Source organism: Kitasatospora sp. NPDC057595 (assembly GCF_042800875.1).
GTDB lineage: Bacteria > Actinomycetota > Actinomycetes > Streptomycetales > Streptomycetaceae > Kitasatospora.
Genome location: NZ_JBHVGL010000001.1, coordinates 375,508 through 402,496, shown reverse-complemented (window position 1 = coordinate 402,496; position 26,989 = coordinate 375,508). Strand labels below are relative to the sequence as shown.

23 protein-coding genes, 2 tRNA genes and 1 pseudogene are annotated in these 26,989 nt (G+C 73.6%); 10 read left to right on the top strand and 16 right to left on the bottom strand.

Annotated features, from left to right (window positions below; translation table 11 throughout):
* The first annotated feature begins 23 nt into the window (after positions 1-23).
* The gene (locus ACFU9E_RS01770) at positions 24-1,793 is read left to right on the top strand and encodes a penicillin-binding transpeptidase domain-containing protein (RefSeq protein WP_380685679.1); all 1,770 of its coding nucleotides are present in this window, start codon (positions 24-26) and stop codon (positions 1,791-1,793) included.
* A 52-nt stretch (positions 1,794-1,845) separates the two neighbouring features.
* On the opposite strand, the gene ACFU9E_RS01765 is transcribed toward ACFU9E_RS01770, so the two are convergent.
* From ACFU9E_RS01765 to ACFU9E_RS01750, 4 genes and pseudogenes are all read right to left on the bottom strand, one after another.
* Complete coding sequence (locus ACFU9E_RS01765) at positions 1,846-3,267, bottom strand: glycosyltransferase 87 family protein (protein WP_380685677.1); 1,422 nt, start codon at positions 3,265-3,267, stop codon at positions 1,846-1,848.
* A gap of 129 nt (positions 3,268-3,396) precedes the next feature.
* Positions 3,397-4,884 carry an amino acid permease gene (locus ACFU9E_RS01760; RefSeq protein ID WP_380685675.1) on the bottom strand — a complete coding sequence of 496 codons (1,488 nt, stop codon included), beginning with the start codon at positions 4,882-4,884 and terminating at the stop codon, positions 3,397-3,399.
* Positions 4,885-5,131: 247 nt separating this feature from the next.
* Positions 5,132-5,719, bottom strand: a pseudogene (locus tag ACFU9E_RS01755) (penicillin-binding transpeptidase domain-containing protein); the annotation flags it as partial.
* Positions 5,720-5,945: 226 nt separating this feature from the next.
* On the bottom strand, positions 5,946-6,458 hold the full coding sequence (locus ACFU9E_RS01750; protein ID WP_380689681.1) for a DUF1269 domain-containing protein: 513 nt from the start codon (positions 6,456-6,458) through the stop codon (positions 5,946-5,948).
* 293 nt (positions 6,459-6,751) lie between these two features.
* On the opposite strand from ACFU9E_RS01750, the gene ACFU9E_RS01745 reads away from it, so the two are divergent.
* Both ACFU9E_RS01745 and ACFU9E_RS01740 read left to right on the top strand, forming a co-directional pair.
* Entirely contained in the window at positions 6,752-8,065 is a 1,314-nt protein-coding gene (locus tag ACFU9E_RS01745; protein WP_355370292.1) for a VWA domain-containing protein, read from the top strand.
* Positions 8,066-8,067: 2 nt separating this feature from the next.
* On the top strand, positions 8,068-8,946 hold the full coding sequence (locus ACFU9E_RS01740) for a peptidase (protein WP_380689678.1): 879 nt from the start codon (positions 8,068-8,070) through the stop codon (positions 8,944-8,946).
* A 178-nt stretch (positions 8,947-9,124) separates the two neighbouring features.
* On the opposite strand, the gene ACFU9E_RS01735 is transcribed toward ACFU9E_RS01740, so the two are convergent.
* The 8 genes from ACFU9E_RS01735 to ACFU9E_RS01700 all read right to left on the bottom strand — a co-directional run bounded on the left by ACFU9E_RS01735 (position 9,125) and on the right by ACFU9E_RS01700 (position 15,620).
* Positions 9,125-9,198, bottom strand: a tRNA-Ala gene (locus ACFU9E_RS01735).
* A gap of 166 nt (positions 9,199-9,364) precedes the next feature.
* Positions 9,365-10,393, bottom strand: coding sequence for a hypothetical protein (locus ACFU9E_RS01730; RefSeq protein ID WP_380714701.1), 1,029 nt, complete (start codon positions 10,391-10,393; stop codon positions 9,365-9,367).
* Positions 10,394-10,543: 150 nt separating this feature from the next.
* Positions 10,544-11,170: a GNAT family N-acetyltransferase gene (locus tag ACFU9E_RS01725; RefSeq protein ID WP_380286195.1), complete on the bottom strand. Its 627-nt coding sequence runs from the start codon at positions 11,168-11,170 to the stop codon at positions 10,544-10,546.
* Positions 11,167-11,670, bottom strand: a complete 504-nt coding sequence (locus ACFU9E_RS01720) for a MogA/MoaB family molybdenum cofactor biosynthesis protein (protein ID WP_355370300.1) — start codon at positions 11,668-11,670, stop codon at positions 11,167-11,169. Before ACFU9E_RS01720 ends, ACFU9E_RS01725 begins: the two co-directional genes overlap by 4 nt.
* The gene (gene moaC, locus ACFU9E_RS01715; protein WP_380687857.1) at positions 11,667-12,122 is read right to left on the bottom strand and encodes a cyclic pyranopterin monophosphate synthase MoaC; all 456 of its coding nucleotides are present in this window, start codon (positions 12,120-12,122) and stop codon (positions 11,667-11,669) included. The genes ACFU9E_RS01720 and moaC overlap by 4 nt, the downstream gene beginning before the upstream one ends.
* Before the next feature lie 187 nt (positions 12,123-12,309).
* Positions 12,310-13,665, bottom strand: a complete 1,356-nt coding sequence (glp, locus tag ACFU9E_RS01710; RefSeq protein ID WP_380687855.1) for a gephyrin-like molybdotransferase Glp — start codon at positions 13,663-13,665, stop codon at positions 12,310-12,312.
* A gap of 26 nt (positions 13,666-13,691) precedes the next feature.
* Positions 13,692-14,612, bottom strand: a complete 921-nt coding sequence (gene galU / locus ACFU9E_RS01705) for a UTP--glucose-1-phosphate uridylyltransferase GalU (protein WP_380687853.1) — start codon at positions 14,610-14,612, stop codon at positions 13,692-13,694.
* A gap of 12 nt (positions 14,613-14,624) precedes the next feature.
* Entirely contained in the window at positions 14,625-15,620 is a 996-nt protein-coding gene (locus tag ACFU9E_RS01700) for a GGDEF domain-containing protein (protein ID WP_380687851.1), read from the bottom strand.
* Positions 15,621-15,724: 104 nt separating this feature from the next.
* On the opposite strand from ACFU9E_RS01700, the gene ACFU9E_RS01695 reads away from it, so the two are divergent.
* Positions 15,725-16,300, top strand: a complete 576-nt coding sequence (locus ACFU9E_RS01695) for a 5-formyltetrahydrofolate cyclo-ligase (protein ID WP_380714729.1) — start codon at positions 15,725-15,727, stop codon at positions 16,298-16,300.
* Between the two features lie 103 nt (positions 16,301-16,403).
* Here ACFU9E_RS01695 and ACFU9E_RS01690 read toward each other — a convergent pair whose 3' ends face one another.
* Positions 16,404-19,148 carry a penicillin acylase family protein gene (locus tag ACFU9E_RS01690; protein WP_380687474.1) on the bottom strand — a complete coding sequence of 915 codons (2,745 nt, stop codon included), beginning with the start codon at positions 19,146-19,148 and terminating at the stop codon, positions 16,404-16,406.
* Between the two features lie 304 nt (positions 19,149-19,452).
* On the opposite strand from ACFU9E_RS01690, the gene ACFU9E_RS01685 reads away from it, so the two are divergent.
* The 5 genes from ACFU9E_RS01685 to mscL all read left to right on the top strand — a co-directional run bounded on the left by ACFU9E_RS01685 (position 19,453) and on the right by mscL (position 24,109).
* On the top strand, positions 19,453-20,943 hold the full coding sequence (locus ACFU9E_RS01685; RefSeq protein ID WP_380687472.1) for a potassium/proton antiporter: 1,491 nt from the start codon (positions 19,453-19,455) through the stop codon (positions 20,941-20,943).
* Between the two features lie 455 nt (positions 20,944-21,398).
* Positions 21,399-22,673: an MFS transporter gene (locus ACFU9E_RS01680; RefSeq protein ID WP_380687475.1), complete on the top strand. Its 1,275-nt coding sequence runs from the start codon at positions 21,399-21,401 to the stop codon at positions 22,671-22,673.
* A 128-nt stretch (positions 22,674-22,801) separates the two neighbouring features.
* Entirely contained in the window at positions 22,802-23,128 is a 327-nt protein-coding gene (locus ACFU9E_RS01675) for an FmdB family zinc ribbon protein (RefSeq protein ID WP_380687470.1), read from the top strand.
* Positions 23,129-23,360: 232 nt separating this feature from the next.
* Positions 23,361-23,660: a hypothetical protein gene (locus ACFU9E_RS01670; protein WP_380687639.1), complete on the top strand. Its 300-nt coding sequence runs from the start codon at positions 23,361-23,363 to the stop codon at positions 23,658-23,660.
* A gap of 29 nt (positions 23,661-23,689) precedes the next feature.
* Positions 23,690-24,109: a large conductance mechanosensitive channel protein MscL gene (mscL, locus tag ACFU9E_RS01665; protein ID WP_380687649.1), complete on the top strand. Its 420-nt coding sequence runs from the start codon at positions 23,690-23,692 to the stop codon at positions 24,107-24,109.
* Positions 24,110-24,130: 21 nt separating this feature from the next.
* Here the strand turns inward: mscL and ACFU9E_RS01660 are convergent, their stop codons facing one another.
* Positions 24,131-24,361, bottom strand: a complete 231-nt coding sequence (locus tag ACFU9E_RS01660) for a hypothetical protein (protein WP_380687641.1) — start codon at positions 24,359-24,361, stop codon at positions 24,131-24,133.
* A 179-nt stretch (positions 24,362-24,540) separates the two neighbouring features.
* Positions 24,541-25,512, bottom strand: coding sequence for a sigma-70 family RNA polymerase sigma factor (locus ACFU9E_RS01655; protein ID WP_350553867.1), 972 nt, complete (start codon positions 25,510-25,512; stop codon positions 24,541-24,543).
* A gap of 393 nt (positions 25,513-25,905) precedes the next feature.
* Between ACFU9E_RS01655 and ACFU9E_RS01650 the strand changes: the two genes are divergently transcribed.
* A complete protein-coding gene (locus ACFU9E_RS01650) occupies positions 25,906-26,745 on the top strand; it encodes a phosphatase PAP2 family protein (protein ID WP_380687643.1) in 840 nt (279 codons plus the stop codon).
* Between the two features lie 87 nt (positions 26,746-26,832).
* On the opposite strand, the gene ACFU9E_RS01645 is transcribed toward ACFU9E_RS01650, so the two are convergent.
* Positions 26,833-26,905 (bottom strand) — tRNA-Arg (locus tag ACFU9E_RS01645).
* Positions 26,906-26,989 lie beyond the last annotated feature (84 nt).

Here is a 26,989-nt window from a genome sequence, read left to right as displayed (position 1 = left end):
CTGACCCTTGGGGGAACATCACCATGCGCAATGGCGCGAAGACCGGCATCATCACCGGCGTGGCCGTCGCCATGCTCGCCGCCGGCGGCTACGGGGCGTACAGCCTCGTCGGCGGCTCGGACGACAAGGGCGAGCCCGCCGCCAAGAAGCCACGCACGGTGGTCGCCGAACCCCCGAGCGCCGAGCAGGCCGCGGCCGGGGCCAAGGACTTCCTGGAAGCCTGGGCGGCCGGTGACCTCGCCAAGGCGGCCGCGCTGACCGACGACCCGGCCGCCGCGACCACCGCGCTGAGCGCGTTCCGCGACCAGGTGAAGCCGAGCGGCCTCACCCTGGCGCCCGCCGGCCCGGCCACCCCGGCGGCCTTCGCCTCGGCCACCGGCACCCCCTCCCCCGCCAGGACCACGGCCCCCGCCACCGCCCCGGCCACCCCGGGCGACCCGACCGCCACCGACTCCGCGTCCCCGACCGCCTCCGCCGCCCCGACCGGGGTGCTGATGGGCTTCAAGGCCCGCGCCGAGTTCGAGGGCACCAACCGGGTCTGGGACTACAACGGCTTCCTCGGTGTCGTGAAGATGAGCGACGACACCCCGGCCGTGCACTGGGCGCCGTCAGTGATCCACCCGCACCTGGGCGCGGGCGAGACGATCTCCGTCCAGCCGCTGCCCCCGCTGGCCGGCAACGTGGTGGACCGCAACAACAAGGCGCTGAACAGCCCCTCGATCACCCCGCTGGTCGCCACCGTGCAGGCCAAGGTCGCCAAGCTGCTCGCGGACCAGAACAAGGACCAGAGCGACAACGGCACCGGTGTGGTGATCACCAACGCGGCCGACCAGAACAGCACCCCGGACCGGCTGTTCACCATCGTCGACCCCAAGCCCCCGAAGCCCTTCAAGCTGACCATCGACGCCAACCTGCAGGCCGCCGCCGAGAAGGCGATGACCGACCTGGGCGGCAAGAAGGGCTCGATCGTCGCCATCGAGCCGAGCACCGGTCAGGTCCTGGCCTTCGCCAACGCCCCGGTCACCGGTCTGAACCGGGCCTTCCAGGGCCAGCTCGCCCCGGGCTCCACGCTGAAGATCCTCACCTCCACCGCCCTGCTGGAGGCCGGGGTCAACCCGGACACCCCGGTGCCCTGCCCGACCCTGAGCAGCAACCCGAAGAAGATCCCGAACTCGTTCCCCGACGCGTACCCGAACAACACGCTCCAGCAGGACTTCATGATCTCCTGCAACACGGCCTTCATCGACCAGGGCCTGACCAGCCTCAAGCCGGGCGCGCTGACCACCACCGCCAAGGACGTCTACGGCATCGGCCTGAACTGGCAGACCGGCCTGCCCAGCTTCGACGCCGTGGTGCCGGACGCCGGCACCAACAAGGACGAGCAGGCCATGCAGTCCATCGGCCAGGGCAAGGTCCAGATGAACCCGCTGGCCATCGCCTCGATCACGGCCACCGTGCAGAGCGGCAGCTTCAAGCAGCCGATCCTGGTCGCCGAGCTGCCGCAGCAGAAGGCCGCCCGGGACATGACCCCCGACGTCGCCGGCAAGCTGCGCCAGATGATGGCCGCCACCGCCACGGGCGGCACCGCCCAGGGCGTGATGGCCGGGATCTCCGACAACGCGGGCGCCAAGACCGGCTCCGCCGAGGCCACCGGCATCGCCACCACCAACAGCTGGTTCACCGCCTACCGGGGCAACCTCGCGGTCGCCGCCGAGGTCGAGGGCGGCGGCCACGGCGTGGACGCCGCCGGTCCCGCCGTCGCCTCGATCATCAAGGCCGCCGGCAACCGCTGACGCCCTTCGCCGAACCTCGGCGACCACCCCTCGGCAGCCACCCGGGCCCGTCCTACCGCGTCGTCGGCAGGGCGGGCCCGCCCTGTGCCAGCAGGCAGGCCGACGGGACGGACGGGCGGGCGCTCCACCGCCGGGCGGCCAGCCGGGGCCAGATCACCAGGACGGCCGGCAGCGCCAGGTAGCCGAACCGCCCGGCCGGCGCCAGCATGAAGGCGATCGCCAGCCCGCCGGCCAGCAGATCGGCGCCGGCGATCGCGGAGACCGGCGGCCGGGCCAGCAGCCAGACCGTCACCCCCAGCCCGCCGACGGTCAGCAGCACCAGTGAGGCGATGTGCCCGCTGGGCCCGAACCCGGCCAGCACCTTGCCGGGCAGCGGACTGCCGGCCGGCGTCTGGATCGCGGTCAGCCCGAGCGGGAAGCGCACCACCTGCTCGCGCAGCTCCTCGGCCCGCGCCAGCACGTACGGCACCATGACGGCGGACGCCGCGCCGAGCGCGGTCAGCCCGGCCCGGGCGGCGGGCCGGCGCCCGTAGAGCCGCCAGAGCAGCAGGACTGCCACCGGCAGCGCCGGCCAGACCGTCCACTTCAGGGTCCCGGCCAGCGCCAGCACCAGCCCGGCGGCGATGGTCCGGTCCCGCTCGGCGAGCGCCATCGCCAGGCAGCAGAGCCCGATCAGCGGCAGGTCCACCCCGCCGCCGACCAGTGCCAGCGCGACCAGCGGCGAGGCGGTGAGCACGGTCAGCGGCAGCAGCGGCGCGTGGTCCCTGGTGGGCCGCAGCAGCCGCCAGCTCGCCAGCAGACAGGCGACGAAGGCCAACGCGAACCAGATCCGGGCGTCCCCGGCCAGCCGGGCGGCGGCGCTGCCCTCGCCGAGCAGCGCGTGCGGCACCCCGAACAGCGACATCGCCGGCAGGTACGGGTTGTAGTCGGTGACCGTCACCGGATGCGGCAGGTACGGGCTGCCGGTGGTGAACAGCAGGTGCGCGGAGCGCTCGACCACCATCACCTCGGACTGGTGGCGGCCCTGCAGCACGAGCAGCACCAGCGGCACCAGTACGGCGCCCAGCAGAGCGGCCGTCGCCCCGGCCCGGGCGGCGAAGCGACGCGGCAGGACGAGGCAGAGCAGCCCGGCGAGCAGGTAGCCGGGGGCCGCGAGGGTGCCCCACAGGCGCTGGTTGGGCAGGTCGGAGACGAGCGGGAAGCCGGCCGCCCAGGCGGTGGCGACCAGACAGCCGAGCAGCTGGAAGCCGCGGTGGGCGACGAGGCCGGGCCGGTTCAGCCGATCGGGCAGGGCCGGCGGGCCGCTCCCGCCGCGCTGGTGGGGGAACGAGCGGCGGGCCGGGCCGCCGCGCAGGCGGCCGCGCCGGGCGGAGGAGGCCGGGGGAACGGTCGGGGCGGGCGTCGTCGGGGTCGCGCCCCGGCCGGTGAAGCGGCCGCGCGGGCGGGAATGGCCGGGCGTGCGGGTGCTCACCATGGTGGAAGGTTAGGGCCGGGGGCGGTGCGCTGTCGCCATCTCGGGGACGGGAGTGTCCGCCGACCCGGACGGGGCCGGCGGGGGGAGCAGTCCACCCCCTGCCGGCCCCGTCGGCGGCGCACCGCCGGCTCAGCCGACCGTGCTCCCGTTCTCCGTCGGCTGCTCCGCCCGCTCCAGCTTGGAGTGCTTGACGCTGTAACCGAAGTAGACCGCCACCGCGAGCGCCAGGGCGATCCCTCCCGCCTTGAAGGTGTCCGCGTGCAGGCCCTTGATCAGGTAGGCGCAGAAGGCGACGCTGATCAGCGGGACGACCGGGTAGCCCGGCACCTTGAAGCCGCGCGGCAGGTCGGGCTGGGTGCGGCGCAGCACGATCACGCCGATCGCCACCACCGAGAAGGCGATCAGGGTGCCCAGGCTGGTGATGTCGGCCAGCACCCGCAGCGGGACGAAGGCGGCCAGGGCGCCGACGCCGAGGCCGACCACGATGGTGTTCCAGACCGGGGTGCCGGTGCGCGGCGAGAGCTCCGCGAAGCGCTTGGGCAGCATGCCGTCGCGGCCCATCGAGTACAGGATGCGGGTCTGACCGTAGATGACCACCAGGGTGATCGAGAAGATCGAGACGATCGCACCGATCGCGAAGAGCATGGCCGGCCAGCTCTGGCCGGTGATGTCCTGGAGGATCTGGGCGAGGCCGGCCTCCTGGCCCTTGAACTTCTGCCAGGGCTGGGCGCCGACGCCGGCCAGGGCCACCAGGATGTACAGCAGGGTGACCACCACCAGCGAGATCATGATCGCCAGCGGCAGGGTGCGGCGGGGGTTCTTGACCTCCTCGCCGGCCGTGGAGACGGCGTCCAGCCCGATGAAGGAGAAGAAGATGGTGGAGGCCGCGACCTGCACGCCGCCGATGCCCAGCGGCATGAACGGGGTCAGGTTGCCGGAGTGGAAGCCGGTCAGGCCGACGCAGATGAAGAGCAGCAGGATCAGCAGCTTGATGGCCACCATGGCCGCGTTGACCTTCACCGACTCGCTGACGCCGCGGATCAGCAGGAAGCAGACCATGGCGACCAGCAGCAGCGCCGGCAGGTTGAACCAGTGGGTCTGGTCGGGCGCGCCGGAGATCACTTCCGGGAGCTTGAAGCCGAAGGCCAGGTCGAAGAACTTGTTGAGGTACTCGGCCCAGCTGACCGCGATCGCCGAGGCCGAGACGCCGTACTCCATCAGCAGGCAGATGCCGACCGCGAAGGCGACGCCCTCGCCGAGGGTGGCGTAGGCGTAGGAGTAGGAGGAGCCGGAGACCGGGATGGCGGAGGCCATCTCGGCGTAGCAGAGCGCGGTGAGGCCGGCGGTGACCGCGGCGATCACGAAGGACAGGATGACGGCCGGCCCGGCCGACGGCACGGCGCTGTTCAGCACGAAGAAGATGCCGGTGCCGATGGTGGCGCCGATGCCGATCGCGGACAGCTGCCAGAGCCCGATCGAGCGGCGCAGGTGGATGCCGGAACGTCCGCCCTCCTCGGGCGCACCGGCGGGCAGGCCCTCGCGGCCCTCGCTCTCGGCGATCAGGGTGATGACGGGCTTGCGCCGCAGAAGGCGCGCGCCGAGCGTGTTGCTGGCCAAAACGGGGGTCTTTCTGGGCGGTGGAGGGTTCGAGCGGCCGGTCACCCGACGCGCCGAAAGGTGTCATCGGGGACCAACCGAACAAAGATGGGCAGTACACCGCGAAAACACCAGTGTCGCAAACGAACAGTCCCGTCGCGCGCATTGTACGAAGCGTCGCACCGGCAGGCACAAACCGGACACTTCGCAGACGGCGGATCTCCCGGCGAGCGGCTAGACCCGCAGGTCGGGGCAGCTGGTAAGGGGCTCACCCGGCCAGTACCGCCTGCATCACCGCACGGGCCACGGGGGCGGCGAGGGCGCCGCCCGTCACATCGGTCGCGTCACTGTCCGCGATCACCACGGCGACCGCCACCGGCGGCACCGCGGTCGAGCCGGCCGGGGCGGCCCAGGAGACGAACCAGGCGTACGGCGTTCTGGTGTTGTCCACCCCGTGCTGGGCGGTGCCGGTCTTCCCGCCGACCACCGCGCCGGCGATCCGGGCGGCGCCCCCGGTGCCCCGCTCCACCACGTCGGTCATCAGCCGCCGCACCTGTGCGGCGGTGCCCGGGCCCATCGCCTGCCGGTACACCGCGGGCCGCATCAGCTGGACGGTGGTGCCGTCGCTCCTGGTCGGTCTGTCCACAAGCTGTGGACGCATCACGGTGCCGTTGTCCGCCACCCCGGCCGCGACCATCGCCATCACCAGCGGGGTGGCCGCGGTGTCGAACTGGCCGATCGAGGAGAGCGCCAGCTGGGACTCGTCCATCCGGGTGTCGAAGACGGAGCGGGCCGCCCGCACCGGGATGTCCAGCCCGGCGTCGTTGAAACCGAAGGCCTCCGCCGTCGCGGCCATCCGCTGCGGCCGGCGGCGCTCGTCACGGCGGGGGGTGTCGCCACGGGCCGTCCAGGGAGTCGGGGCTGCGGGACGCGCCGGGGTGACGACCGGGGCGGACGGGCAGTGGGCCCGTCCGCCCCGGTGTGAGCGGCTGTTCCGGCGGGATCCGGGAGTCAGACGGAGGAGCGGATCAGACGGTGGAACGGGTGGAACGGATCGGACGGTCGAGCGGCTCGGCCCCGGGTCAGGCGGACGCCGGGGCGGCCTGCGCCCGGGAGGCCTCGACGGTGGCCTTCAGCTCGGCCTCGGCCTCGGCGGAGAGCGAGGTCTGGATGATCCGGCCGCCGTAACGGGCCAGCGCCGGGACGACCTTGTCCGCGGTGGCGGTGCGGACCAGCAGGAACACCGCGGCGGTGCCCGGCTGGAGGTGCTGCCCGACCTGGCGCATGAAGTCGTCGTCCACCCCGATGTCGGTGGTGGCGCCGACCGCGGCCCCGGCCGCGCCGCCGACCGCCGCGCCGAGGATCGGCATGAAGAACAGCAGACCGATCACCCCGCCCCAGACGGCGCCCGAGGCGGCCCCGGCCCCGGTGGTGCTGACCTGCTGGTGCAGCTTGATCCTGCCGTCCTCGCGGCGCTCGACGACGACCGCGTCCTCCAGCTCGATCAGCCGCTGCTTCTGCAGACCCACCGCCTCGTTGCGCACCGCCTGGGCGGTGGCCAGATCCGGATAGGCGATCGCGAAGAGGTTGCTCACGTACGGGTCCTTCCCCTGAAGCTGACGTGCCGGCCGGGACGGGCGCGCCGGTACGACGGCGCCCTCGCCCCCTCGTCACCCTAACGAGGAAATCCCTATCAATCGACTTTTCACCCGGTGTGTCCCGTATTGCCCGAGGATCCGTCACCACCGCACCGCACGACCGGCGCACCCCGGAGCACCCGCGCACCGATCCCCCACCGGCGCCCGCGAGTTCACGCCGGATCCGGCCCCTTCGCGCACCATCGCGCGTTGGCCACGGCGAACTGATGATCCCTAGGATCGGGCGGGTGATGAACGGACGACGACCGAAGGCCAGGCTCGGCAGCCTGCTGGCCGCCCTGACGATAGCGGGCGGGGCGCTGCTCAGCGGCCTGCCCGCCCATGCCGACGAACCATCAGCCGGCGCGGCCGGCAAGGAGGCCCCCCGGGTCGACCTCGTCCTGGATGTCAGCGGCTCCATGCGCGAGGCCGACATCCAGGGCAAGACCCGGATCTCGGTGGCCCAGCAGTCCCTGAACGACGTCATCGACGCCCTGCCGTCGGAGACCGAGTTCGGGATCCGCACGCTGGGCGCCAACTACCCCGGTACCGACAAGACCCAGGGCTGCCTGGACACCAAGCAGCTCTTCCCGGTCGGGAAGACCAACAAGACCGAGGCGAAGACCGCCGTCGCCACCCTGCGGCCGACCGGCTACACCCCGATCGGCCTGGCCCTGCGCGGCGCGGCCGAGGACCTCGGCAAGGGCGAGACCACCCGCCGGGTGGTGCTGATCACCGACGGCGAGGACACCTGCACCCCGCCCGACCCGTGCGACGTCGCCCGCGAGCTCGCCTCCCAGGGCATCCACCTGGTGGTCGACACCCTGGGCCTGGCGCACGACGACAAGACCCGCCAGCAGCTGCTCTGCATCGCCAACGCCACCGGCGGCACCTACACCGACGTGCGCACCCAGGAGCAGCTCACCGAGAAGGTGAAGCAGCTGGTCGACCGCTCCAACGACACCTACGCGGTCGCCCCCGTCAAGACCGCCGGCACCGACAAGTGCGAGTCCGCGCCGGTCCTCACCCCCGGCGTCTACAGCGACCGCGAGAAGTTCTCCGAGCACCGCGTCTACCGGGTCCCGGTCAAGGCCGGCCAGGAGCTGCGCGCCTCGGTCAGCGTCTCCCTGGACCGCGCGGTGGCCCGTGACTACGGCGTCCTGCTGCAGGCCACCAGCACCGCCGGCCAGGAGCTGGTCCGCGGCACCGACGCCGGCAGCGGCCGCACCGACGTCGTCTCCACCGGACTGCGCTGGTCCGCCGACGACTCCAAGGGCTACGCCACCGCCACCGCCTCCGCCTCGCCGAGCGGCAAGCCGGAGACCACCGTCTGCCTGGTGGTCTCCAACTCGCTGGCCCCGCAGGCCGGCGTCGCGGCCGACCCCGGCCTGCCGCTGGAGCTGACGGTCGACCTGACCGCGGCCTCCCCCGCCCCGGACGGCCCGGCGATGGGCCTGGGCCGCGGCTGGATCCTGCTGCTCGTGCTCACCCTGGCCGGCCTGGTGACCGGCCTGCTGTTCGGCTGGATCGCCCGCTGGCGCATCGCTGTCTGGCAGGAGAACTGACCATGCGTACGACCTTCCTCCGCACCGCCGCGGCCGCGCTGACCCTGCTCCCGGCGCTCGCCCTGACGGCCCCGGCCGCCTCGGCCGCCTCGCCCTCGCCCAGCGCCGACGCGAGCGGCCGCCCGGCCCCCGCCAACAAGGCCGGCACCTCCTTCCTGACCGCCGTCAACCTGGCCCCCGGCCAGGATGCCGCGGTCCCGGTCTCCACCGGTGACTACCTGTACTGGGCCTTCGGCGCCGCCGAGGGCCAGACCGCCAAGGTGGACCTGACGGTCACCCTCGCCCCGCCCGCCGACCGGCACGGCCCGCAGAGCTGGAGCGTCGAGGTGTTCGACGGCCTGCGCCGCCGACAGGCCTGCACCGACGGCACCCAGAACGCGACCGCCGAGCAGGCCACCACCTCGCTGGCGCTCAGCTGCACCCTGCGCGAGGTCCGCTCCTGGGCCGAGCCGTGGTCCGGCGACCCGCTGCCGGGCAGCTACTACGTCCGGCTCTCGGTCGCCGACGCCCCGCAGCCCGACCTCGGTCTGGCCGCCTCGGTGCAGCTGCACGTGGCCGCCAAGGGTGACGCCGACAACGCCCAGCCGGAGGGCGGCGAGCTCAAGGCCCCGCTGGTCCCACCGGCCGGCGGCGGCGCCGCGACCGCCAAGGCGGCGGCCCCGGAGGAGCCCGAGGAGCACTGGTACACCGGCTGGTTCTCCGGCTGGAACAGCCGCTGGTTCTGGACCCTCGCCGGCGGCGCCCTGGCCGCCCTGGCGGGCGTCGCGGGCTACACCCTCACCCGGCACCCGCGCGGCCGCCGTCCGTCCGGCTACGGCGCGGTCCCGCCGCAGTCCGGGGCCCCGCAGCCCGGCCCGTACGCGGACTCCGGCCGGCCCTGACCCGTCCGACCCCGAGGGCCGGCCCGGAGCACCGCTCCGGTCCGGCCCTCGGCCGTTCCCGCAGGTGATCCGCCTCACACCACCCCCGGAGCGCCCCGGCTGACCCCCCGTCGGCCGACGCGCCCCCACAACGCGGAAGTCCCGCCCGATCAACCGATCGGGCGGGACTTCCGTTGGGTGGAGCTGAGGGGATTCGAACCCCTGACCCCCTCGATGCGAACGAGGTGCGCTACCGGACTGCGCCACAGCCCCAACGAGAAGAAACTCTAGCACCTTTCGGAGGGGGTCCGTGACCACCCCCCTGGTGGGAGCCCCCGGGGCGGCACCGCGGCAACACCGAGGTGGTCCCGAGGCGGTCCCCAGGCGGTCCCGGGGGCTCCCGGAAAGCGAAGAGGCCCCCGGGGAGGGGGCCTCGAAGCTATTCGTTGGCGGCGCGGGGCCGCGGTTCCGGAGCGGGGGGCTCGGCGTACTGGTCGAACAGCGGGGTCTTCCGGGACTCGGCCGGGCGGCCGGCGGTCCAGGTGCCCGGCGCCGACAGGTCGAGCCCGCGGTTGACCCGGGGGGCCACCGGGGCCGTCACATAGGTCGGCAGCGGGACGGGCACCGGCTCCCAGGAGTCCGGGCCGGCCGCGCCGCGCTCCCGCATGCCGTCGACCCACTCCTCGTGCTCGGTGGCCTCCGCCACGGCCGAGGCCGAGACGGCCGCCGCGCCCTCGGAGGCCGCCCGGGCCGCATCGGCCTCGGTGGCGAGCCGCAGGTGCGGGCGTCCGCGCCCGCCGGGCGCCCCGGACGCCGGCTCGGCGGGTGCCGGGGCCGGGCCGGGCTCGGCGGCGGCCTTGGCGCCGAGGGCCTCGGCGCGCTGCTGCTCGCGCTTGCGCAGCCGCTCGGCGGCCTGCGCCGCGCGGACCCGGTCCAGCTTCACCGCGTACCGCTGGCGCTCCAGCCGGCGCAGGTGGCCGATGTAGAGGGTGAGCAGGACGGCCGGCACGGCGGGCACCCAGAGGAAGGCCAGTCCGGCCACCGCCGCGACCACCGCACCCAGGGCGAAGGCGAGGAAGAGGACGGTGACCATCCGGCGCCGACGGGCCAGCAGCCGGGCCCGGCGTTCGGAGCCGCCGCCCTCGGGCGCCGGCCGCGCCTCGGCCCGCACCGCCGGGCGGGGGGCCGCCGGTTCCTCCGCGGGTGCGGCCGCGGGGTCGTCGGAGACGGCCGCGTCCCGTTCGGGAGGGCCGTCCTTGGTCTGCTCGTCGTCACGCGGTTCGTCGCCCAGGGCCCGGGACGCCCGCCGCTCCAGCGCCGAACGCCCGGCCAGCAGGCGAATGGCGGTGCTGAAGCGTTCCGTCGGGCGCGCCTCGTTGAGCTCGTCCTGCCTGCGGAGCCACATCGGCACCAGATAGGCGGCCCAGGCCCCTACGATGACGGCGTAGATAAGGCCGCTACTGCTCACGATTCACACCGTACGGGCGTGAAGGAAGGGCCGGTAGCAATTTGGCACGGCGTGTCGTGTGATCAAGCTGATTCTCCGACTATTTTGCCGGTATTTGTGCCCCTCCGTCGCCGCGCCGATGCCATATCGATATTTCATTCGAACATGTATTCAATTTCGTGGACGCCGACCCGAGCTGAGGGAGCGCCAGCGCTCCAGCATCCCCTCGGGGACCTCCTCGGCGGTCAGGGCGAACACCAGGTGGTCCCGCCAGTCGCCGTCGATGTGCAGATAACGCGGGCGCATTCCCTCCGAACGGAAGCCGAGCTTTTCCACCACCCGCCGGCTGGGGCCGTTCTCCGGCCGGATGCACACCTCGATCCGGTGCAGGCCGAGGGTGCGGAAGCAGTGGTCCACCGAGAGCGCCACGGCGGTCGGCATGATGCCCCGGCCGGCCACCCCCTCGTCGATCCAGTAGCCGACGTTGGCCGAGCACATCGAGCCCCAGGTGATCCCGCCGACGGTCAACTGGCCGACCAGTCGGCCCCGGTAGAGCACCACGAAGGGCAGCATCCGGCCCGCCGAGGCCTCGCCGCGCAGGTAGCGCACCATCTGCCGGTAGGTCGGGCGCGGGCCCGCCGCGAGGCCCGCCGGGCCGGGCGGCACGGTGGCCTCCCAGCGCCGCAGCCAGTCCCGGTTGCGCCGGCTGACCTCCTGCCACTCGCGCTGGTCGCGGGCCCGGATCGGGCGCAGCACGACGTCCCCCTCGTGGAGTTCGACCGGCCAGCCGGCGTTCAGTGCGCGCTCCCGGAAGCTGCGGCGTCGGGCCGGGGGTGGTCCCCGCCGGCGAGCTGGTCGACGGCGTGGGCGAGCAGCGGGGCCAGCACGGCCAGACCGTCCCGGACGCCGCCGGTCGAGCCCGGCAGGTTGACGACCAGGGTACGTCCGGCGACACCGGCCAGCCCGCGGGAGAGCGCGGCGGTCGGCACCTTCTCCCGACCGTGCGCGCGGATCGCCTCGGGGATGCCGGGGATCTCGCGTTCGAGGACCCGGGCGGTCATCTCGGGGGTGAGGTCGCTCGGCGAGACGCCGGTCCCGCCGGTGGTCAGCACCACGTCGTAGCCGGCCGCCACGGCCTCGCGCAGCACCGCCTCGACCGGTTCGCCGTCCGGGACGACCCGGGGGCCGTCGACGGCGAAGCCCAGCGCGCGCAGGCCCTCGACCAGCAGCGGGCCGCCCCGGTCGGTGTAGACGCCGGCCGAGGCGCGGTTGGAGACGGTGACCGCCAGCGCCCTCATGCGGAGGCCTCCGCGGCGGGCGCCTCGGGGGCGGTCCAGTCGCCGCTCCTGCCGCCGGTCTTGGCGAGCACCCGGACCGACTCGACGGCGGCGCCCTTGTCGACCGCCTTGACCATGTCGATCACGGTCAGCCCGGCCGTCGCGACGGCGGTCAGCGCCTCCATCTCGACACCGGTCCGGTCCGTGGTCCGCACGGTGGCGGTGATCTCCACCGCGTCGTCGGCGACGGTCAGCTCGACCTTGACGCCGGAGAGCGCGATCGGGTGGCAGAGCGGGATCAGCTCGGGGGTCTTCTTGGCGCCCATGATCCCGGCGATCCGGGCCACGGCCAGCGCGTCGCCCTTGGGCAGGCCCTCGCCGCGCAGCAGCTCGACCACGCGCGGGGAGACCCTGACCCGGCCGGCCGCGACGGCGGTCCGGGCGGTCACGGCCTTCTCGGAGACGTCGACCATCCGGGCCGCGCCCTGCTCGTCGACGTGGGTGAGGCGGTCGCCGGGGGGCGAGGTGGTCACGGGTGGCTCCAGGGGCGCGCAGGTCGAATACCGCGCTACCGTACCCCCCGGTCCGGTCCGGGCGTGGGACGGGCCGCGTCGCCGAGACGCCCCGCCGCGGACGGGAGTTCGCCCGCCGGCCCGGCGCTCAGCCGTCGAGCAGCACCACATCGACCTCGCTGCCGGCGGGCAGCTCGGTGACGTCCTCGGGCACGGTGATCAGGCAGTCCGCCCGGGCCAGCGCGCCGACCAGGTGCGATCCCGCGCCGCCGACCGGCTCGACCAGGCCGTCCCGCCGCTCGTAGCGGCCGCGCAGGAACTGCCGGCGCCCGGCGGGCGAGCGCAGCGCCACCGGGCAGCGCGCCCGGACCACCGGGCGGTGGACGTCCTCGGCACCGAGCATCGCGCGGATCACCGGGCGGACGAACAGCTCGAAGGAGATGTACGCGCTGACCGGGTTGCCGGGCAGGGCCATCAGCGGCACGCCCGCCCCGGGGCCGATCCGGCCGAAGCCCTGCGGCTTGCCGGGCTGCATCCGCAGCCGCCGGAAGTCGACCCCGCCGTACTCGGCGAAGACCTCCTTGACCACGTCGTACGCGCCGACGCTGACGCCGCCGCTGGTGACGATCAGGTCGGCCCGGCCGAGCTGGTCCTCCAACACCGCGCGCAGCCTGGCCGCGTCGTCGGGCACCCCGCCGACCCGGTAGGCGATCGCGCCGGCGTCCCGGGCGGCGGCGGTGAGGGCGAAGCTGTTGGAGTCGGTGATCTGCCCGGGGCCGACCGGCTCGCCGGGCTGGACCAGCTCGCTGCCGGTGGAGAGCACCACCACCCGCGGGCGCGGGCGAACGGTGGCGGTGGCCCGGCCGACCGCGGCGAGCAGGCCGAGCTGGGCGGGGCCGAGCCGGGTGCCGGCGGCCAGCACCCGGGTGCCGGCGGTGACGTCGCCGCCGCGGCGGCGGATGTGGGCGCCCTCGGCGACCGGGCGCAGCACCCGGACCTCCTCGCCCTCGACCGGAGCGGTCATCGCGTCGGCGGGGCGGCCGGTCCCGGTGCCGCCGTCGGTCCACTCGACCGGGGCGACGGCCTGGGCGCCGGGCGGGACGGGGGCGCCGGTCATGATCCGGGCGGCCTGGCCGGGGCCGACCTTGGGGAGCTCACCGGTGCCGGCGGCGATGTCGCCGACCACCGTGAGCACCGAGGGGTACGCGGAGCCGGCGCCGACGGTGTCGGCGGTGCGCAGCGCGTAGCCGTCCATCGCGCTGTTGTCGAAGGGCGGCAGGTCCCCCTCGGCGAGCACGTCCTCGGCCAGCCGGCAGCCCTGCGCGTCGAGCAGCTGGAGCTCGATCGCGGGCAGCGGGCCGACGGTGGCCAGGACGTCGGCGAGGTGCTCGTCCACGGTCCACAGACCGTCCGGACGGGCGGCGGAGCGGGTGGCCGGGGCCGGGCCCGCGGAGTCGTCGCAGCAGGCTGCGGGGGTGGTACCGCTCTCCGTGGACCCGGTCATCGGCGCACTCGCTCTCTGTCGGTGTGTCAGTCCTGCAGCTCGGAGGCGACGAACTCGCGCAGCCAGGTGCGGAAGTCCGGGCCGAGGTCCTCGCGCTCGGAGGCCAGCCGGACGATGGCGCGCAGGTAGTCCGCGCGGTCGCCGGTGTCGTAGCGGCGGCCCTTGAACAGCACGCCGTGGACCTGGCCGCCGGTGTCGGCGGGACGGTTGGTCAGCTCGCGCAGGGCGTCGGTGAGCTGGATCTCGCCGCCGCGGCCCGGCTCGGTCTCGCGCAACACGTCGAAGACCGACGGGTCGAGCACGTAGCGGCCGATGACGGCGTAGTTCGACGGGGCGTCGGCGGTCTCCGGCTTCTCGACCAGGTCGGTGACCTGGAAGACGTCGTCGCCGAAGCCGTTGGGCTTGACGGCGGCGCAGCCGTACAGGTGGATCTGGGAGGGGTCGACCTCCATCAGCGCGACGACCGAGCCGCCGAGCTCCTGCTGGACCTCGATCATGCGGGACAGCAGCGGGTCGCGCGGGTCGATCAGGTCGTCGCCGAGGAGGACGGCGAAGGGCTGGCCGGCGACGTGCTGCTCGGCGACCGAGACGGCGTGGCCGAGGCCCTTCGGGTCGCCCTGGCGGACGTAGTGCATGTTGGCGAGCTCGACGGACTCGCGGACCCGGCGCAGACGGTCCTGGTCACCCTTGCGGGCGAGCAGCTCCTCCAGCTCGTAGGCGCGGTCGAAGTGGTCCTCCAGCGCACGCTTGTTGCGGCCGGTGACCATCAGTATGTCGGACAGGCCGGCCGAGGCCGCCTCCTCGACGACGTACTGGATCGCCGGCTTGTCGACGACGGGCAGCATCTCCTTCGGAGTCGCCTTGGTGGCCGGCAGGAATCGGGTACCCAGACCGGCCGCGGGGACCACTGCCTTGGTTACCGGGGTACGGGAGTTCGTCGTCGTCATGCGTTTACCTTACTAAGGCACGTATTTCGCCTGACCGGGCGCAGTTGACCGATGCTTGGGCAGCACGTCGCCGGACCCGGCCGAAATGGCAGGCAAAGGGGACGTGGCGGGCGGGGTGAGGGGGTCCCCTCCGACACAGGGCGACAGACTACCCGCCTTTCCCGAACGGTCACGTTCGGCTGCGAAGACTCCTTCCGGCCGCACGGAAACACCCGCCGGAACACCCGTCGGAACACCCGCCGGCGCGGCCTTCGGCACACCCGCCGGAGCGTCCGCCGCGACGGTCCGGGGCGCGGCCCGGCGCCAGCAGTCGCCACCGGCCGCCCGGGCCGCCGCGAGCGCCCGGTCGGCGGCCCGCAGCAGCACCGCGGCGTGCGCGCCGTCCTCGGGCAGCACGGCCAGGCCGACCGCCGCGGTGAGCCCGTTGCCGTACGGGCGGCGGCCCTCCCGGTCGCCGGAGGACCAGTCCAGCAGCAGGTGGCGGCGGACCGACCAGACCAGCCGGTCGGCGACCTGGGCCGCGCCCTCGGCGCCGGTGTCCGGCAGCACCACCAGGAACTCCTCGCCGCTGTACCGGCCGAGGGTGTCGGAGCGGCGGATCTCCATGCCGAGCCGCTGGGCGAGGTCGCGCAGCACCGTCCCGGCCCGGGCCCGGCCGTGCTCGGCGACCACCGCGTCGAAGCCGCTGATCTCCAGCAGCAGGACGGCCAGCGGGCGCGGCCCGTCCGCCGGGTCCGGCCGCTCGGCCCGGCGGGCCCGGTCGATCTCCCGGTCCAGGGTGAGCTGGAGGTGCCGGTAGTTCCAGACGCCGGTGACCGGGTCGCAGGAGGCGGTGCGCTCCAGCTCGGCGCAGCGGGACTCCAGCGCGGCCAGGCGCTCGCGCAGAGCGGCCTCGCGCCGCGCCGCGCGGGCCGAGCCGCGCCGCAGCCGGCCGCCGAGCACGGCGGCGCCGGCCAGCGCGGGGGCACTCAGCGCGGCCAGCGCCTGGACCAGCAGCGGGGTGGACATCGGGGGCTGCCTTCCGCGTGTCAGGCTCTGGGGCGTCCCGGTCGCACCGGGGCCGGGGTCCAGAGCGGTCGAGGTCGAGCGGTGGAGGAGCGGTGGACCATCCCATGCACAACGAGAAGAGCGAGCTGAGGACACGGCTGCTGTCCGAACGGCGGGCGCTGCCGCCCGAGGCCCGGGAGCGGGCCGCCGAGGCGCTGGCCGGGCACGCCGGCGAGCTGGCGGCAGCGGCGGCCACGGTGGCGGCGTACGTCTCGGTGGGCGCCGAACCGGGCACCCGTCCATTGCTGGACGCGCTGCGGGCCCGCGGGGTGCGGGTGCTGCTGCCGGTGCTGCTGCCCGACAACGACCTGGACTGGGCCCCGTACGCGGGCCCGGAGGCGCTGGCCCCGGCCGGGCGCGGGCTGCTGGAGCCGGTCGGCGAGCGGCTCGGTCCGCAGGCGGTGACCGAGGCCGGCCTGGTGCTGCTGCCGGGACTGGCGGTGGACCGCCGGGGACTGCGGCTGGGGCGCGGCGGCGGCTCCTACGACCGGGTGCTGGCCCGGCTGGAGCGGTCCGGGGCGCGGCCGGTGCTGGCGGTGCTGCTGTACGAGCACGAGCTGCTGGACCGGGTGCCGGCGGAGCCGCACGACCGGCCGGTGGACCTCGCGCTGACCCCCTCGGGCACCCACCGCCTGGGGTGAGCGGGCGGAGCACCCGGCGGTACGGCGACGGCCCCGCGCCCCGGATGTCCGGGGGCGGGGCCGTCGGTCGTCGGCGCCGTCGGGCCGTCGCTGCGGGGCGGCGTCAGCCGTTGGTCAGCGTCAGCTTGTGCTTGGTCGCCTTCTCGACCGCGTCCGGCGAGTACGACCAGGTCAACAGCTTGCCCTTGAGCCAGAGGTCGGTCTGGTCGTTGTAGTTCTCGTGGAAGGCGTGGCCCGAGGCGCCGCCGACGTTGATCCAGCGGGAGGCGTCGAGGTCGTTCAGGTCGATCACCATGCGCATCGACGGGATCCAGTCGACCTGGTACCCGGCGGCCGCGTTCCAGCCCGCCGCGTCGACCGCCGCCGAGCCGCCGGAGAGGCGGTACGGGCCGCGGTTGAGCAGCTTGTGGACGGCGCCCGAGGCGATCGAGGAGTCGTCCGAGCCGAGGGTGCGCTCGCGCAGCTCCAGCTTGTGCAGCCGGCCCCAGCTCCAGGTGGTGATGTCCTTGGTGAGCAGCGAGGTCAGCTCCTGGCGGGCGTTGGTCATCGCCTCGCGCAGCAGGTTGTCCAGGCCCTTCTGCTCCTTGTGCTGGGAGTCGATGTACGTCCACCAGCCGCTGTCGGGCTTCTCCAGCTGCTGCCGGACCACCTCGTTCCAGCGGTCGCCGCCGTCCGGCTGCGCCCGGCCCGGGTCACGGGTGCCGCACTCGGTGACGATCTTCGACTTGCTGTCCGGCTTGGTCGGGTCGGCCTGCTCTCGGACCAGCAGGCAGTTGTCCTTCGCCCGCAGGTCGGCCGGGAACTTCTGGCCGAAGGCCAGGGTGAGCAGCTGGCGCCAGACGCCGTTGTAGTAGGCGGCGGCGGCCGAGTCGGCGTCCTGGTGGTAGTTCCAGTCCTTCAGCAGGTCCTGGGCCTCGCGCACGTAGGGGTCGTCGATCTCGACCTTGAGCAGCATCGGGACCAGCGTCTTGGCCAGGATGCTGGTGTTGTCCAGCTGCATGTCCTGCATGTCGTCCGGCGAGATCTTGCCGTTGTTCTTGAGCTTGGCCTCGATCTGGTCGGTGATCTCCTTGGCCCGGGTGCCGTACTCCCAGTCGCTGGTCAGCCCGTACTTGTACGAGGGGTCGACGACGGCCTGGTTGGCGGTGACGATGTAGCCGCTGGCGGGGTTGAGGCTCCACGGCAGGGCGCTGAACGGGACCGGGTCCTTCTTCCACTGGTAGGCGGAGTCCCAGCCCGGCGCCGGGTAGCGGCCGTCGCCCTTGCCGCGCACCGGGATGTAGCCGGGGGCCTGGTAGCCGATGTTCTTGGCGTCGGCGTAGATGAGGTTCTGGGCCGGGACGGCGAAGTCCGCGGCGGCCTTCTGGAAGTCGTCCCAGCCCTTCGCGCGGTCGAGCGAGAAGATCGCGTCCATGGTCTTGCCCGGGATCAGCGCGGTCCACTGCAGGGCGACGCCGTAGCCGCCGGTGCCGCGGTCCGGGGCGGAGTCGCCGTTGGGGGCGTACTTGCCGACGTTCTGCTGCTCGGTGCTCGGGTCGGAGATCAGCGGGGCGCCGGTCTTCGTGGTGCGCACGGTGATGGTGCGGTCCTCGCCCCCGGCGACCTTGATGGTCTCCTTGCGGAGCTCGAACTTCTCCTCCTTGCCGTCCACCAGGTAGGTGTCCGGGCCGGTCACCTTCTCCAGGAAGAGGTCGGTGACGTCGGCGCCGAGGTTGGTGAGGCCCCAGGCGATGTCCTTGTTGTGGCCGATGATCACACCGGGCATCCCGGCGAAGGTGAAGCCGGAGACGTCGTACTGGCAGGCCGGCGAGGCGGTCCGGCAGTGCAGGCCCATCTGGTACCAGACCGAGGGCAGGCCGGGACCGAGGTGCGGGTCGTTGGCCAGCAGCGGCTTGCCGGTGGTGGTGTGGCTGCCGGCGACCACCCAGGAGTTGGAGCCGATGCCCTGGCCGTTGCGGCCGAGCAGTTCGGGCAGCGCGTCGATCCGGTCGGTGACGTCCTTGAGCAGCGCCTTCGTGGCGGCGGCGCCCTGGGCGGTGCCGGTACCGGTGCCGCCGGTCGCGCCGGCCCCGGTGCCGTTGCCCGCCGGGGTGGAGCCGTCGGCCGGCTTGTAGGCGGTGCCGTTGACGGTGCCGGTCTTCACGATCGTGCCGTTGCGGGCGTACGGGTAGTCCGGGTACAGCTCGTCGATCTTCTCCCGGCTGAAGTCCTGGGCGAGCAGCGAGCGGTCGATCTCCTCCTGGAGGTTGCCCGAGAGGTCCCAGGCCATCGCCTTGAGCCAGGACACCGAGTCGACCGGGGACCACTGCTCGGGCTTGTAGCCGCCGTTGACGACGCCGAGCAGGCCGTACTCCAGCGAGGCGGAGGAACCGCCCGGGTGCTCGGCGAGCCAGGCGTTGACGCCGTCCGCGTAGGCCTGGAGGTTCTTCTTGGTGTCCGCGCTGAGGACGGTGTCGAACTCCTTCTGCGCGACCTGGCGCCAGCCCATGGTGCGGATCATGGAGTCGGTCTCGACCTGGCTGTCGCCGAACATCTCGGAGAGCCGGCCCGCGGTGATGTGCCGCCGGACGTCCATCTCCCAGAAGCGGTCCTGGGCCTGGACGTAGCCCTGGGCGCGGAAGAGGTCCTCGGAGGTGTCGGCGTAGAGCTGCGGGATGCCGTTGGCGTCGCGCTTGACGTCGACCGGCGCGCTCAGGCCCGCCAGCTTGACGCTGCCGTCGACCTCCGGGAAGGACGCACGGACCGCGGCCACCCCCCGGTATCCGCCGTAGCCGGCGCCGGCCACCATCAGCACGACCAGCACGATCACGATCAGACGGGCGCGCCGGAACTTCTTGGAGCGGGGCATCTGGGTCCTTGCGGTCCTCACTGGGGGGCGGGCGGACGTGTCAGGAGCACGGAGCCGTGACAGGGGACCACATTAGGCCGCCCCGACTGGCGGCCGTGCACGGGGGACGCTCACGGTGGGATCGGGGGAGGTCGGAAGCGGAGCCGGAAGCGGGAGGTGACGGCGCCGTCGACAAGTGAACTTAAAGATATGGCAAAATGTTAGACTGAGTAACGATCCGCAAGGGGAGTAAGTCGGTGCCTTCCGCCGCCACCCCTGTCGGTACCCCGTCCGCCGCCCGCCGCCACGCCCGAGGTGCCCCTGCGTGAATGTCGACCACCTGAACCAGCTGCTCCTCGAGTTCTCCGTGATCCTGCTGGTCGCGGTGGTCGCCGTGCGGGTGTCCACGAAATCGGGCCTGCCCAGCCTGCTGATCTACCTCGGCATCGGCGTGGCGCTCGGCCAGAACGGCCTGGGCATCTCGTTCAACAACGCCGAGCTCACCCAGGTGCTCGGTTACGCGGCGCTGGTGGTGATCCTGGCCGAGGGCGGCCTCAAGACCAACTGGCGCGAGGCCAGACCGGTGATGCCGGCGGCCACGGTGCTGGCCACCGTCGGCGTGGGGATCAGCGTCGCCGTCACCGCGGCCGGCGCGCACTACCTGGTCGGCCTGGACTGGCGGACCTCGCTGCTGCTCGGCGCGATCGTCTCCTCCACCGACGCCGCGGCCGTCTTCTCGGTACTGCGGACGGTGCCGCTGCCCCGCCGGCTGACCGGCCTGCTGGAGGCCGAGTCCGGCTTCAACGACGCGCCCGTGGTCATCCTGGTGGTCTCCTTCGCCACGGTCGGCGCGCACGACTCGTGGTACGTGCTGCTGGGCACGATCGCCGCCGAGCTGGCGGTCGGCCTGGCCATCGGCCTCGCGGTCGGCAAGCTGGGCGCGTTCGGCGTCAAGCGGGTCGCACTGCCGTCCTCCGGCCTCTACCCGATCGCCGTGATGGCGCTCACCGTGCTCGCCTACGCCGGCGGCGCGCTGCTGCACGGCTCCGGCTTCCTCGCCGTCTACGTCAGCGCGGTGATCCTCGGCAACGCGAAGCTGCCGCACGGTCCCGCCGTACGCGGTTTCGCCGACGGCCTGGCCTGGATCGGGCAGATCGGCATGTTCGTGCTGCTCGGCCTGCTCTGCGCCCCCGAGTCGATGGGCTCGGCCGTGGTGCCCGCACTGGTGATCGGCGCGGTGCTGGTCTTCCTCGCCCGGCCGCTCTCGGTGGTGCTGACCCTCACGCCGTTCGGACTGCCGGCCCGCGAGCAGGCCCTGCTCAGCTGGGCCGGGCTGCGCGGCGCGGTGCCCATCGTGCTGGCCACCATCCCGCTGGTCTCCGGCGCACCCCTGGCGCAGGACGTCTTCAACATCGTCTTCATCCTGGTCGTGGTCTTCACCCTGCTCCAGGGCCCGACCCTGCCCTGGGTCGCCAAGGCCCTGCGGATCGGCGAGGGCTCGATGGGCCAGGACCTCGACATCGAGTCCGCGCCGCTGGAGAAGCTGCACGGGCACCTGCTGTCGGTCGCGCTGGCGCCGGACTCCAAGATGTCCGGCGTGGAGGTCAGTGAGCTGCGGTTGCCGGCCGGTGCGGCGGTCACCCTGGTGGTGCGCGAGGGGAACAGCTTCGTGCCGGACCGGGCGACCGTGCTGCGCGGCGGGGACGAGCTGCTGGTGGTGACCACCGACGAGGTCGGCGAGGCGGCCGAGCGGCGGCTGCGGGCCGTGGACAAGGGCGGCAAGCTGGCCGGCTGGCTGAACGGGCGGGGTGGCTGAACGGGCGGGCGACCGGGCGGACGGGCGACCGAGGCCCCGGCCCGGTGTTCGAGTGTTCACCCCGATGTCACGGGACAAGTTTGGGTCCGTCCGGTAAGGTCGGGGTGAGCGCGCATCTACGCGCGTAAATTTCTTTGGTTGATACACCGAATCCCCAACATCTGTCTGAAGCAGAGTTGGCGCGACCGCTCGGCGGCCGCGGCCCGGCCCCGGCCCACCGCCGGACCGGCCCGGTATCTACCCCGGTCGACGCGCGAGAGGACGACTCTCGGCGCCGTCGGGGCCTCCCCATGCCCTGCCGCGCTACCAGGCAGCAGGAAGGACCGACCGTGACGGCGCGCCGAACGGTCGAGGACGTCGAGGACGCCCAGCACGCCCTGGCCACCGCTCCCGCGGAGACCGCCACCGCCGAGACCGCGGCCGCGGCCGCCGCGCCCGCCGCCGCGCCCGCCCGCGTGGGCTACGGGGCGCTGCTGCGCACGCCCGGCGCCTGGACCTTCCTGGCCCCCGCGTTCGTCGCGCGGCTGCCCTACGCGATGCTCAGCATGGGCATCCTGCTGCTGGTCAAGGACACCCACGGCTCGTACGGCACCGCCAGCACCGTCGCGGCGGTGGCCGCCGTCGCCCAGGCGCTGATCGGCCCGCAGACCGGCCGGCTCGCCGACCGGTACGGCCAGGCCGCGGTGCTGGTCCCGGCCGTCCTGGTGCACGCGGTCTCGGTCGGCACACTGATCGCGCTCGCGCTGGGGCACGCGCCGGCCTGGAGCCTCTTCCTGGCCGCCGCCCCCGCCGGGGCGAGCGTCCCGCAGATCGGCGCCATGGTCCGCGCCCGCTGGATCGCCACCTTCTCCGCCGAGGGCGCCTCGGCCGGCTCCGCCGCCAAGGTGGGCACCGCCTTCGCCTTCGAGTCGGTGACCGACGAGTTCACCTTCGTGATCGGCCCGATCCTGGCCGCCGCCGTCGCCACCTCGGTCAACCCCGCGACCGGGCTGGTCGCCGAGGCCGCGCTGACCCTGGTCGGCGGCCTGGCCTTCGCCGCCCAGCGGCGCACCGCGCCCGCCCGGGTGGTGCGCGAGCCGGGCGTCCGGCAGGCCTCCGCGCTCGCCTCGCCCGGCGTCCGGCTGCTGGCCGGGGCCTTCCTCGGCGTGGGCACCGTCTTCGGCGGCCTGCAGGTCTCGGTGAACGCCTTCGCCGACTCGGTCGAGCAGCACGGCTCCGCCGGCACCGTCTACGGCATCTTCGCCGGTGGCTCGATGGTGGCCGGCGTGCTGTACGGCGTGATCGCCTGGCGGCGCCCGGTCCAGCAGCGGATGATCATCAGCTACGGCCTGCTGGTGCTGGGCTGCTCGACCCTGTGGGCGATGCCCGGCCTGGTCGCGCTCTCGATCGCCGGACTGGTCTGCGGCCTGGCCATCGCGCCCACCCTGATCAGCGGCTACACCCTGGTCGAGACGCTGGTCGAGGACGGCGCCAAGACCGAGGCCTTCACCTGGCTGACCGGTGCCATCGGCCTGGGCCTGGCGACCGGCGCGACGGCGGCCGGGCAGCTGATCGACGCGCACGGGCCCTCGATCGGCTTCCTGGTGCCGGTGGCCGGCGCCGGGCTGGGCCTGATCGCGCTGGTGACGCTGCGGGGGCTGCTGGTTCCGCGGGCCGCGCGCGGCCCGGTGGCCGCGGCCTCCGGGGAGCGGGGCACCTGCGGCCGGCTGGTGGGCGCGGCCGAGGGCTGAGCGGAACGGCCGGATCGGACCGGCGGCCCGGCTCATCTCACATTCGAGTCGCTGGACTGATCCACCGGAATGCCGCATCATTGACCATCGTTAGCACTCATCAGGCGAGAGTGCCAGGAGGAAGACAAGTGCCCACGTACCAGTACCAGTGCACCGAGTGCGGCAACGGCCTGGAGGCGGTGCAGAAGTTCACCGACGAGCCGCTGACCACCTGCCCCGACTGCCAGGGACGGCTCCGCAAGGTCTTCTCCGCGGTGGGCGTGGTCTTCAAGGGCTCCGGCTTCTACCGGACCGACAGCCGCTCGTCCTCCAGCAGCTCGGTGGGCGGGGGCTCGTCCTCGTCCTCCTCGTCGACGTCGGCCGCCCCGTCCTCGTCGGGCTCCTCGGGCTCGTCGGGCTCGTCCTCGTCGAAGCCGTCGACCCCCGCCGCGAGCCCCGCTCCGGCGGCCGGCTGACCTTCGGCCGGGCACCGGCACCAGCGTTCCGGACGGCCCGCCGTTCCCGCTTCCCGGCGGGCGCGGCGGGCCGTCCGTCGTCTCCGGGGGGGCGGCCGGTTCACTCGTCGGGGTGAAGGTTTTTGTCCACAGCCCCGGGTTTTCCACAGGCCGGGAAAAGCCGCTTCCGGCGGCGGCGCCTGCGGCCCACAGTGGCGGTCAACGGAACCCGTGACCGACCCCGGAGGTGCCCGTGCGCACCGGTTCGCCCGTCCTGTCCCCCCGCCCGCTGCCGATCCCGCCGTTGCCCGCGCCGAGCGTGCCGCCCCGGCAGCCGGTGCCGTCGTTCCCGCCGATCGGCGGCCGTGCGGGCCCGCGGTGCCGACTGCGGCAGGTGCTGCGCTACCGCGCGCCCGTCCCGGCCGTGCTGCTGTTCGCGGCGGCGGCGGTGCTCACCCTCGGCCCGGTCCTGGCGGGGCCGCCCGCACCGGGAGCACCGCCCCCGGTGGGCCGAACGGGTTGTCCGGCGGAGGGGGGAGAAAAGCACCCGTGACCGCCGTACGACTCCGTCGTTCACGCGGCATGAAAGGCTTCAAGGAATTCCTGCTGCGCGGAAACGTCGTCGAGCTGGCCGTCGCCGTGGTCATCGGCGCGGCGTTCACCAACATCGTCAACGCCTTCGTCAAGGGCGTGATCAACCCGATCGTCGGTGCGTTCGGAGCCAAGGACCTCGCGTCCTACAGCTCCTGCCTCAAGGGACCCTGCGAGCTGTCCGCCACCGGCGAGGTCACGTCCGGCATCCTCATCCTCTGGGGCAGCGTGCTGAGCGCGGCCCTCCAGTTCCTGATCACCGCGGCCGTCGTCTACTTCTTCCTGATCCTGCCGATGACCAGGTTCACCGCCAAGCGCAAGACCCTGGCCGAGATCCAGACCGAGGCCGAGGTCAAGGAGGTGGCACTGCTCACCCAGATCCGCGACGCCCTGGTCACCCGGGCCGGCTGAGGCCCGGCGGGGGCGGGGCCGTCAGTCGCCGTGGTGCGGCGGGCGCTGGCTCAGGTACCAGTCCAGTCCCCGCCCACCGCTCTCCCCCGCCCCGGGGCGGTCGCCCCAGCCCGTGTCGGTGTCGTCCCGGGACTGCCGCTCCAGCGGGTCGCCGAAGACCAGCCGGGCCTTCGCCGCCGCCCGCCCGGCCGTCTTCCTCTCGGCCGCCTGCCCGTCGACCGCCTGCTCCTCGGCCGTCTGCTCTTCCGCCACCTTCGCCTCCACAGCTCCCGATCCTCCGCCGCCGACGTTCCCGCCCGCCCTCACCGGCCCCGCCGTCACCAGCCTAGAACGCGGCCGGCACGACGGCGGGCCCGGTGCGGACCGCTTCCGCACCGGGCCCGCAGGCCGTCGTCACCCCCGGGACACGCGCCGGGTCCCACGCCCCCGCGTCACGCCGCCTCGAAGCCCGCGTGGTCGGCGATCTTCTTCAGCTCGGCCAGGGCGTGCTTCTCGATCTGGCGGATCCGCTCACGGGTCAGCCCGTGCTGCTTGCCCACCTCGGTCAGGGTGCGCTCGCGGCCGTCCTCCATGCCGTACCGCGACCGGATGATCGAGGCCGTCCGGTCGTCCAGCCGTCCGATCAGGCCGTCCAGCTCCTCACGGCGGAGCATGACCATCACGGCGTCCTCCGGGGACGTCGCCCCGGTGTCCTCGACGAGGTCGCCGAACTGGGTCTCGCCCTCATCGTCCACCGACATGTTCAGGCTGACCGGGTCCCTCGCCCAGTCCAGCACGTCCTTGATCCGGGCCTCGGTGGTGTCCAGCTCGGCCGCGATCTCGGCGGGCTCGGCCTCCCGGCCCAGCTCCTTCGACTTCTCCCGCTGCACCCGGCGGATCCGGCCGAGTTCCTCGACCAGGTGCACGGGCAGCCGGATGGTGCGCGACTGGTCCGCGATCGACCGGGTGATCGCCTGACGGATCCACCACGTCGCATAGGTGGAGAACTTGAAGCCCTTGGCGTAGTCGAACTTCTCCACCGCACGGACCAGGCCCGCGTTGCCCTCCTGGATCAGGTCGAGCAGCGGCAGGCCGCTGCGCGGGTAGCGCCGCGCCACCGCGACCACGAGACGGAGGTTGGACCGGATGAAGACGTCCTTGGCGCGCTCGGCGTCCTCGGCTATCGCCTCCAGCTCCTCGCGCCGCACGCCCTCGGGAAGCCCGCCCTCGTCCAGCAGGTGCTGGGCGTACACGCCGGCCTCGATCCGCAGGGAGAGCTCGACCTCCTCGGCGGCATCGAGCAGGGGCGTCCTGGCGATCTCGTCGAGGTACATGCCGACCAGGTCACGGTCGGCCTCAAGGTTGGTCGGGCGGGCCGCGCGAGTCCGGTCGGCCCTGTCGCGAACGACGGCACGGGTGGCCATGCTTGCTCCCTTTGCTGGTGTTGCCGCGGTCTGGCTGCCTGCCCGGAGAGGGCAAGAAGTGCGGGCCCCGCGGGCCTCACACGTAACGATCCAACGAACAGAATCCGGACAACATTCCCAAGTCACTCAGACTTCTTCCGGCGATGCAGTATGCTGCCCGATTTCACCCGCGATGCGGACCGAGGGTGACGGGCCGGCCACCGGACGCGTTCCTCGGGGCCTCTCGGCGCACCCCCGCGCACGCCCTCCCTTCCCACAACCCCGCCGGCCGCGAGCGCGTTCCCGCGCGGGACGCACCCACGCCCCGGCGCACGCAGGTCCTCCGCACAAAAGATGCCAAATCGCTATCGCCGCAGCGCACGATCGGCATGGGCGGCTGGGAAGGTGTCAGCCATGCACCTGACCAACAGCTCGCCTTCCATCACCCCGCGTGATCGCCACCTGCTCCGGCACGCGGCCCTCGCGGTCTGCTGCGCCGTGCTGTTCGCCGTCCTGGCGGCCCTGGTGCAGACCGGCTGGAGCCCGCTCTCCCGGCTCGACCGCGAACCGGTCGACCGCCTGCACCGCTTCGCCGCCGATCACACCGCGTGGACCGCCTCGGTCCAGCTGTTCTCCGACATCGGCGGAACGGTCACCATGCGCTCGGTGCTCGGCGCGGCCGCCCTCTGGCTCTGGCTGATCGGCGCCCGGACGCTGGGCGGCTGGGTCGCGGCCCAGACCCTGGCCGGCTGGGGCGGCCAGTGGGTGCTGAAGCTCTCGCTCGGCCGCCACCGCCCCACCTTCTCCGACCCGGTCGCGCACGCCGGCGGCCCGGCCCTCCCCTCCGGACACGCGATGGCCTCGGCGATCGCCTGTGCCGTCCTGGTCGGCCTGCTCTGGCCCCGGGCGGGCCGGGCCGGCCGGATCACCGCCTGCTCGATCGCCGCGCTGACCGTCCTGGGGATCGGCGCCTCCCGGGTCTTCCTGGGCGTCCACTGGCCCAGCGACGTCATGGGCGGCTGGCTGGCCGCCGGCATCGTCCTCGGCAGCGTCACCGTCCTCGTCGAACTCGCCCGCCCCGGTGCGCTGGCCCGCGACTTCCGCCGGGTGAACCGGCGCACCCGCCCCCGCGTCCAACGCGTGCTCGTCTCCCCCACCCACCGGCCCCGGAACCCCGTCGGCCGCACCCCGGACCCCGTGCCGGGGCCCGCCCCGGAGAACACCGCCGACCACCCGGACGGCCTGCTGCGCTGACACCCCCTCACCCCGGAGAACGCCGCGGGCCCCCTCGATCGCAACCGAGGGGGCCCGCATTCACGTCATCCGCCGTGACCGGCGCTGTGCCCCAGGCAGGATTCGAACCTGCGACACCGGCTTTAGGAGAGCCGTGCTCTATCCCCTGAGCTACTGAGGCGGGGACGACCGCAGACAGCCTAGCGGATCGGGGGCGCGGGGGTGGGCGGCACGGAGCGGGCGGGCGGAGCGGCCGACGGTGGGT

Excerpts from the sequence above, each read along its gene's own strand:
- ACFU9E_RS01770 (WP_380685679.1), top strand. The coding sequence starts at position 24 with ATGCGCAATGGCGCGAAGACCGGCATCATCACCGGCGTGGCCGTCGCC.
- ACFU9E_RS01765 (WP_380685677.1), bottom strand. The coding sequence starts at position 3,267 with ATGGTGAGCACCCGCACGCCCGGCCATTCCCGCCCGCGCGGCCGCTTC.
- ACFU9E_RS01745 (WP_355370292.1), top strand. The coding sequence starts at position 6,752 with ATGAACGGACGACGACCGAAGGCCAGGCTCGGCAGCCTGCTGGCCGCC.
- ACFU9E_RS01740 (WP_380689678.1), top strand. The coding sequence starts at position 8,068 with ATGCGTACGACCTTCCTCCGCACCGCCGCGGCCGCGCTGACCCTGCTC.
- ACFU9E_RS01720 (WP_355370300.1), bottom strand. The coding sequence starts at position 11,670 with ATGAGGGCGCTGGCGGTCACCGTCTCCAACCGCGCCTCGGCCGGCGTC.
- moaC (WP_380687857.1), bottom strand. The coding sequence starts at position 12,122 with ATGGTCGACGTCTCCGAGAAGGCCGTGACCGCCCGGACCGCCGTCGCG.
- glp (WP_380687855.1), bottom strand. The coding sequence starts at position 13,665 with ATGACCGGGTCCACGGAGAGCGGTACCACCCCCGCAGCCTGCTGCGAC.
- galU (WP_380687853.1), bottom strand. The coding sequence starts at position 14,612 with ATGACGACGACGAACTCCCGTACCCCGGTAACCAAGGCAGTGGTCCCC.
- ACFU9E_RS01700 (WP_380687851.1), bottom strand. The coding sequence starts at position 15,620 with ATGTCCACCCCGCTGCTGGTCCAGGCGCTGGCCGCGCTGAGTGCCCCC.
- ACFU9E_RS01695 (WP_380714729.1), top strand. The coding sequence starts at position 15,725 with ATGCACAACGAGAAGAGCGAGCTGAGGACACGGCTGCTGTCCGAACGG.
- ACFU9E_RS01690 (WP_380687474.1), bottom strand. The coding sequence starts at position 19,148 with ATGCCCCGCTCCAAGAAGTTCCGGCGCGCCCGTCTGATCGTGATCGTG.
- mscL (WP_380687649.1), top strand. The coding sequence starts at position 23,690 with ATGAAAGGCTTCAAGGAATTCCTGCTGCGCGGAAACGTCGTCGAGCTG.
- ACFU9E_RS01655 (WP_350553867.1), bottom strand. The coding sequence starts at position 25,512 with ATGGCCACCCGTGCCGTCGTTCGCGACAGGGCCGACCGGACTCGCGCG.
- ACFU9E_RS01650 (WP_380687643.1), top strand. The coding sequence starts at position 25,906 with ATGCACCTGACCAACAGCTCGCCTTCCATCACCCCGCGTGATCGCCAC.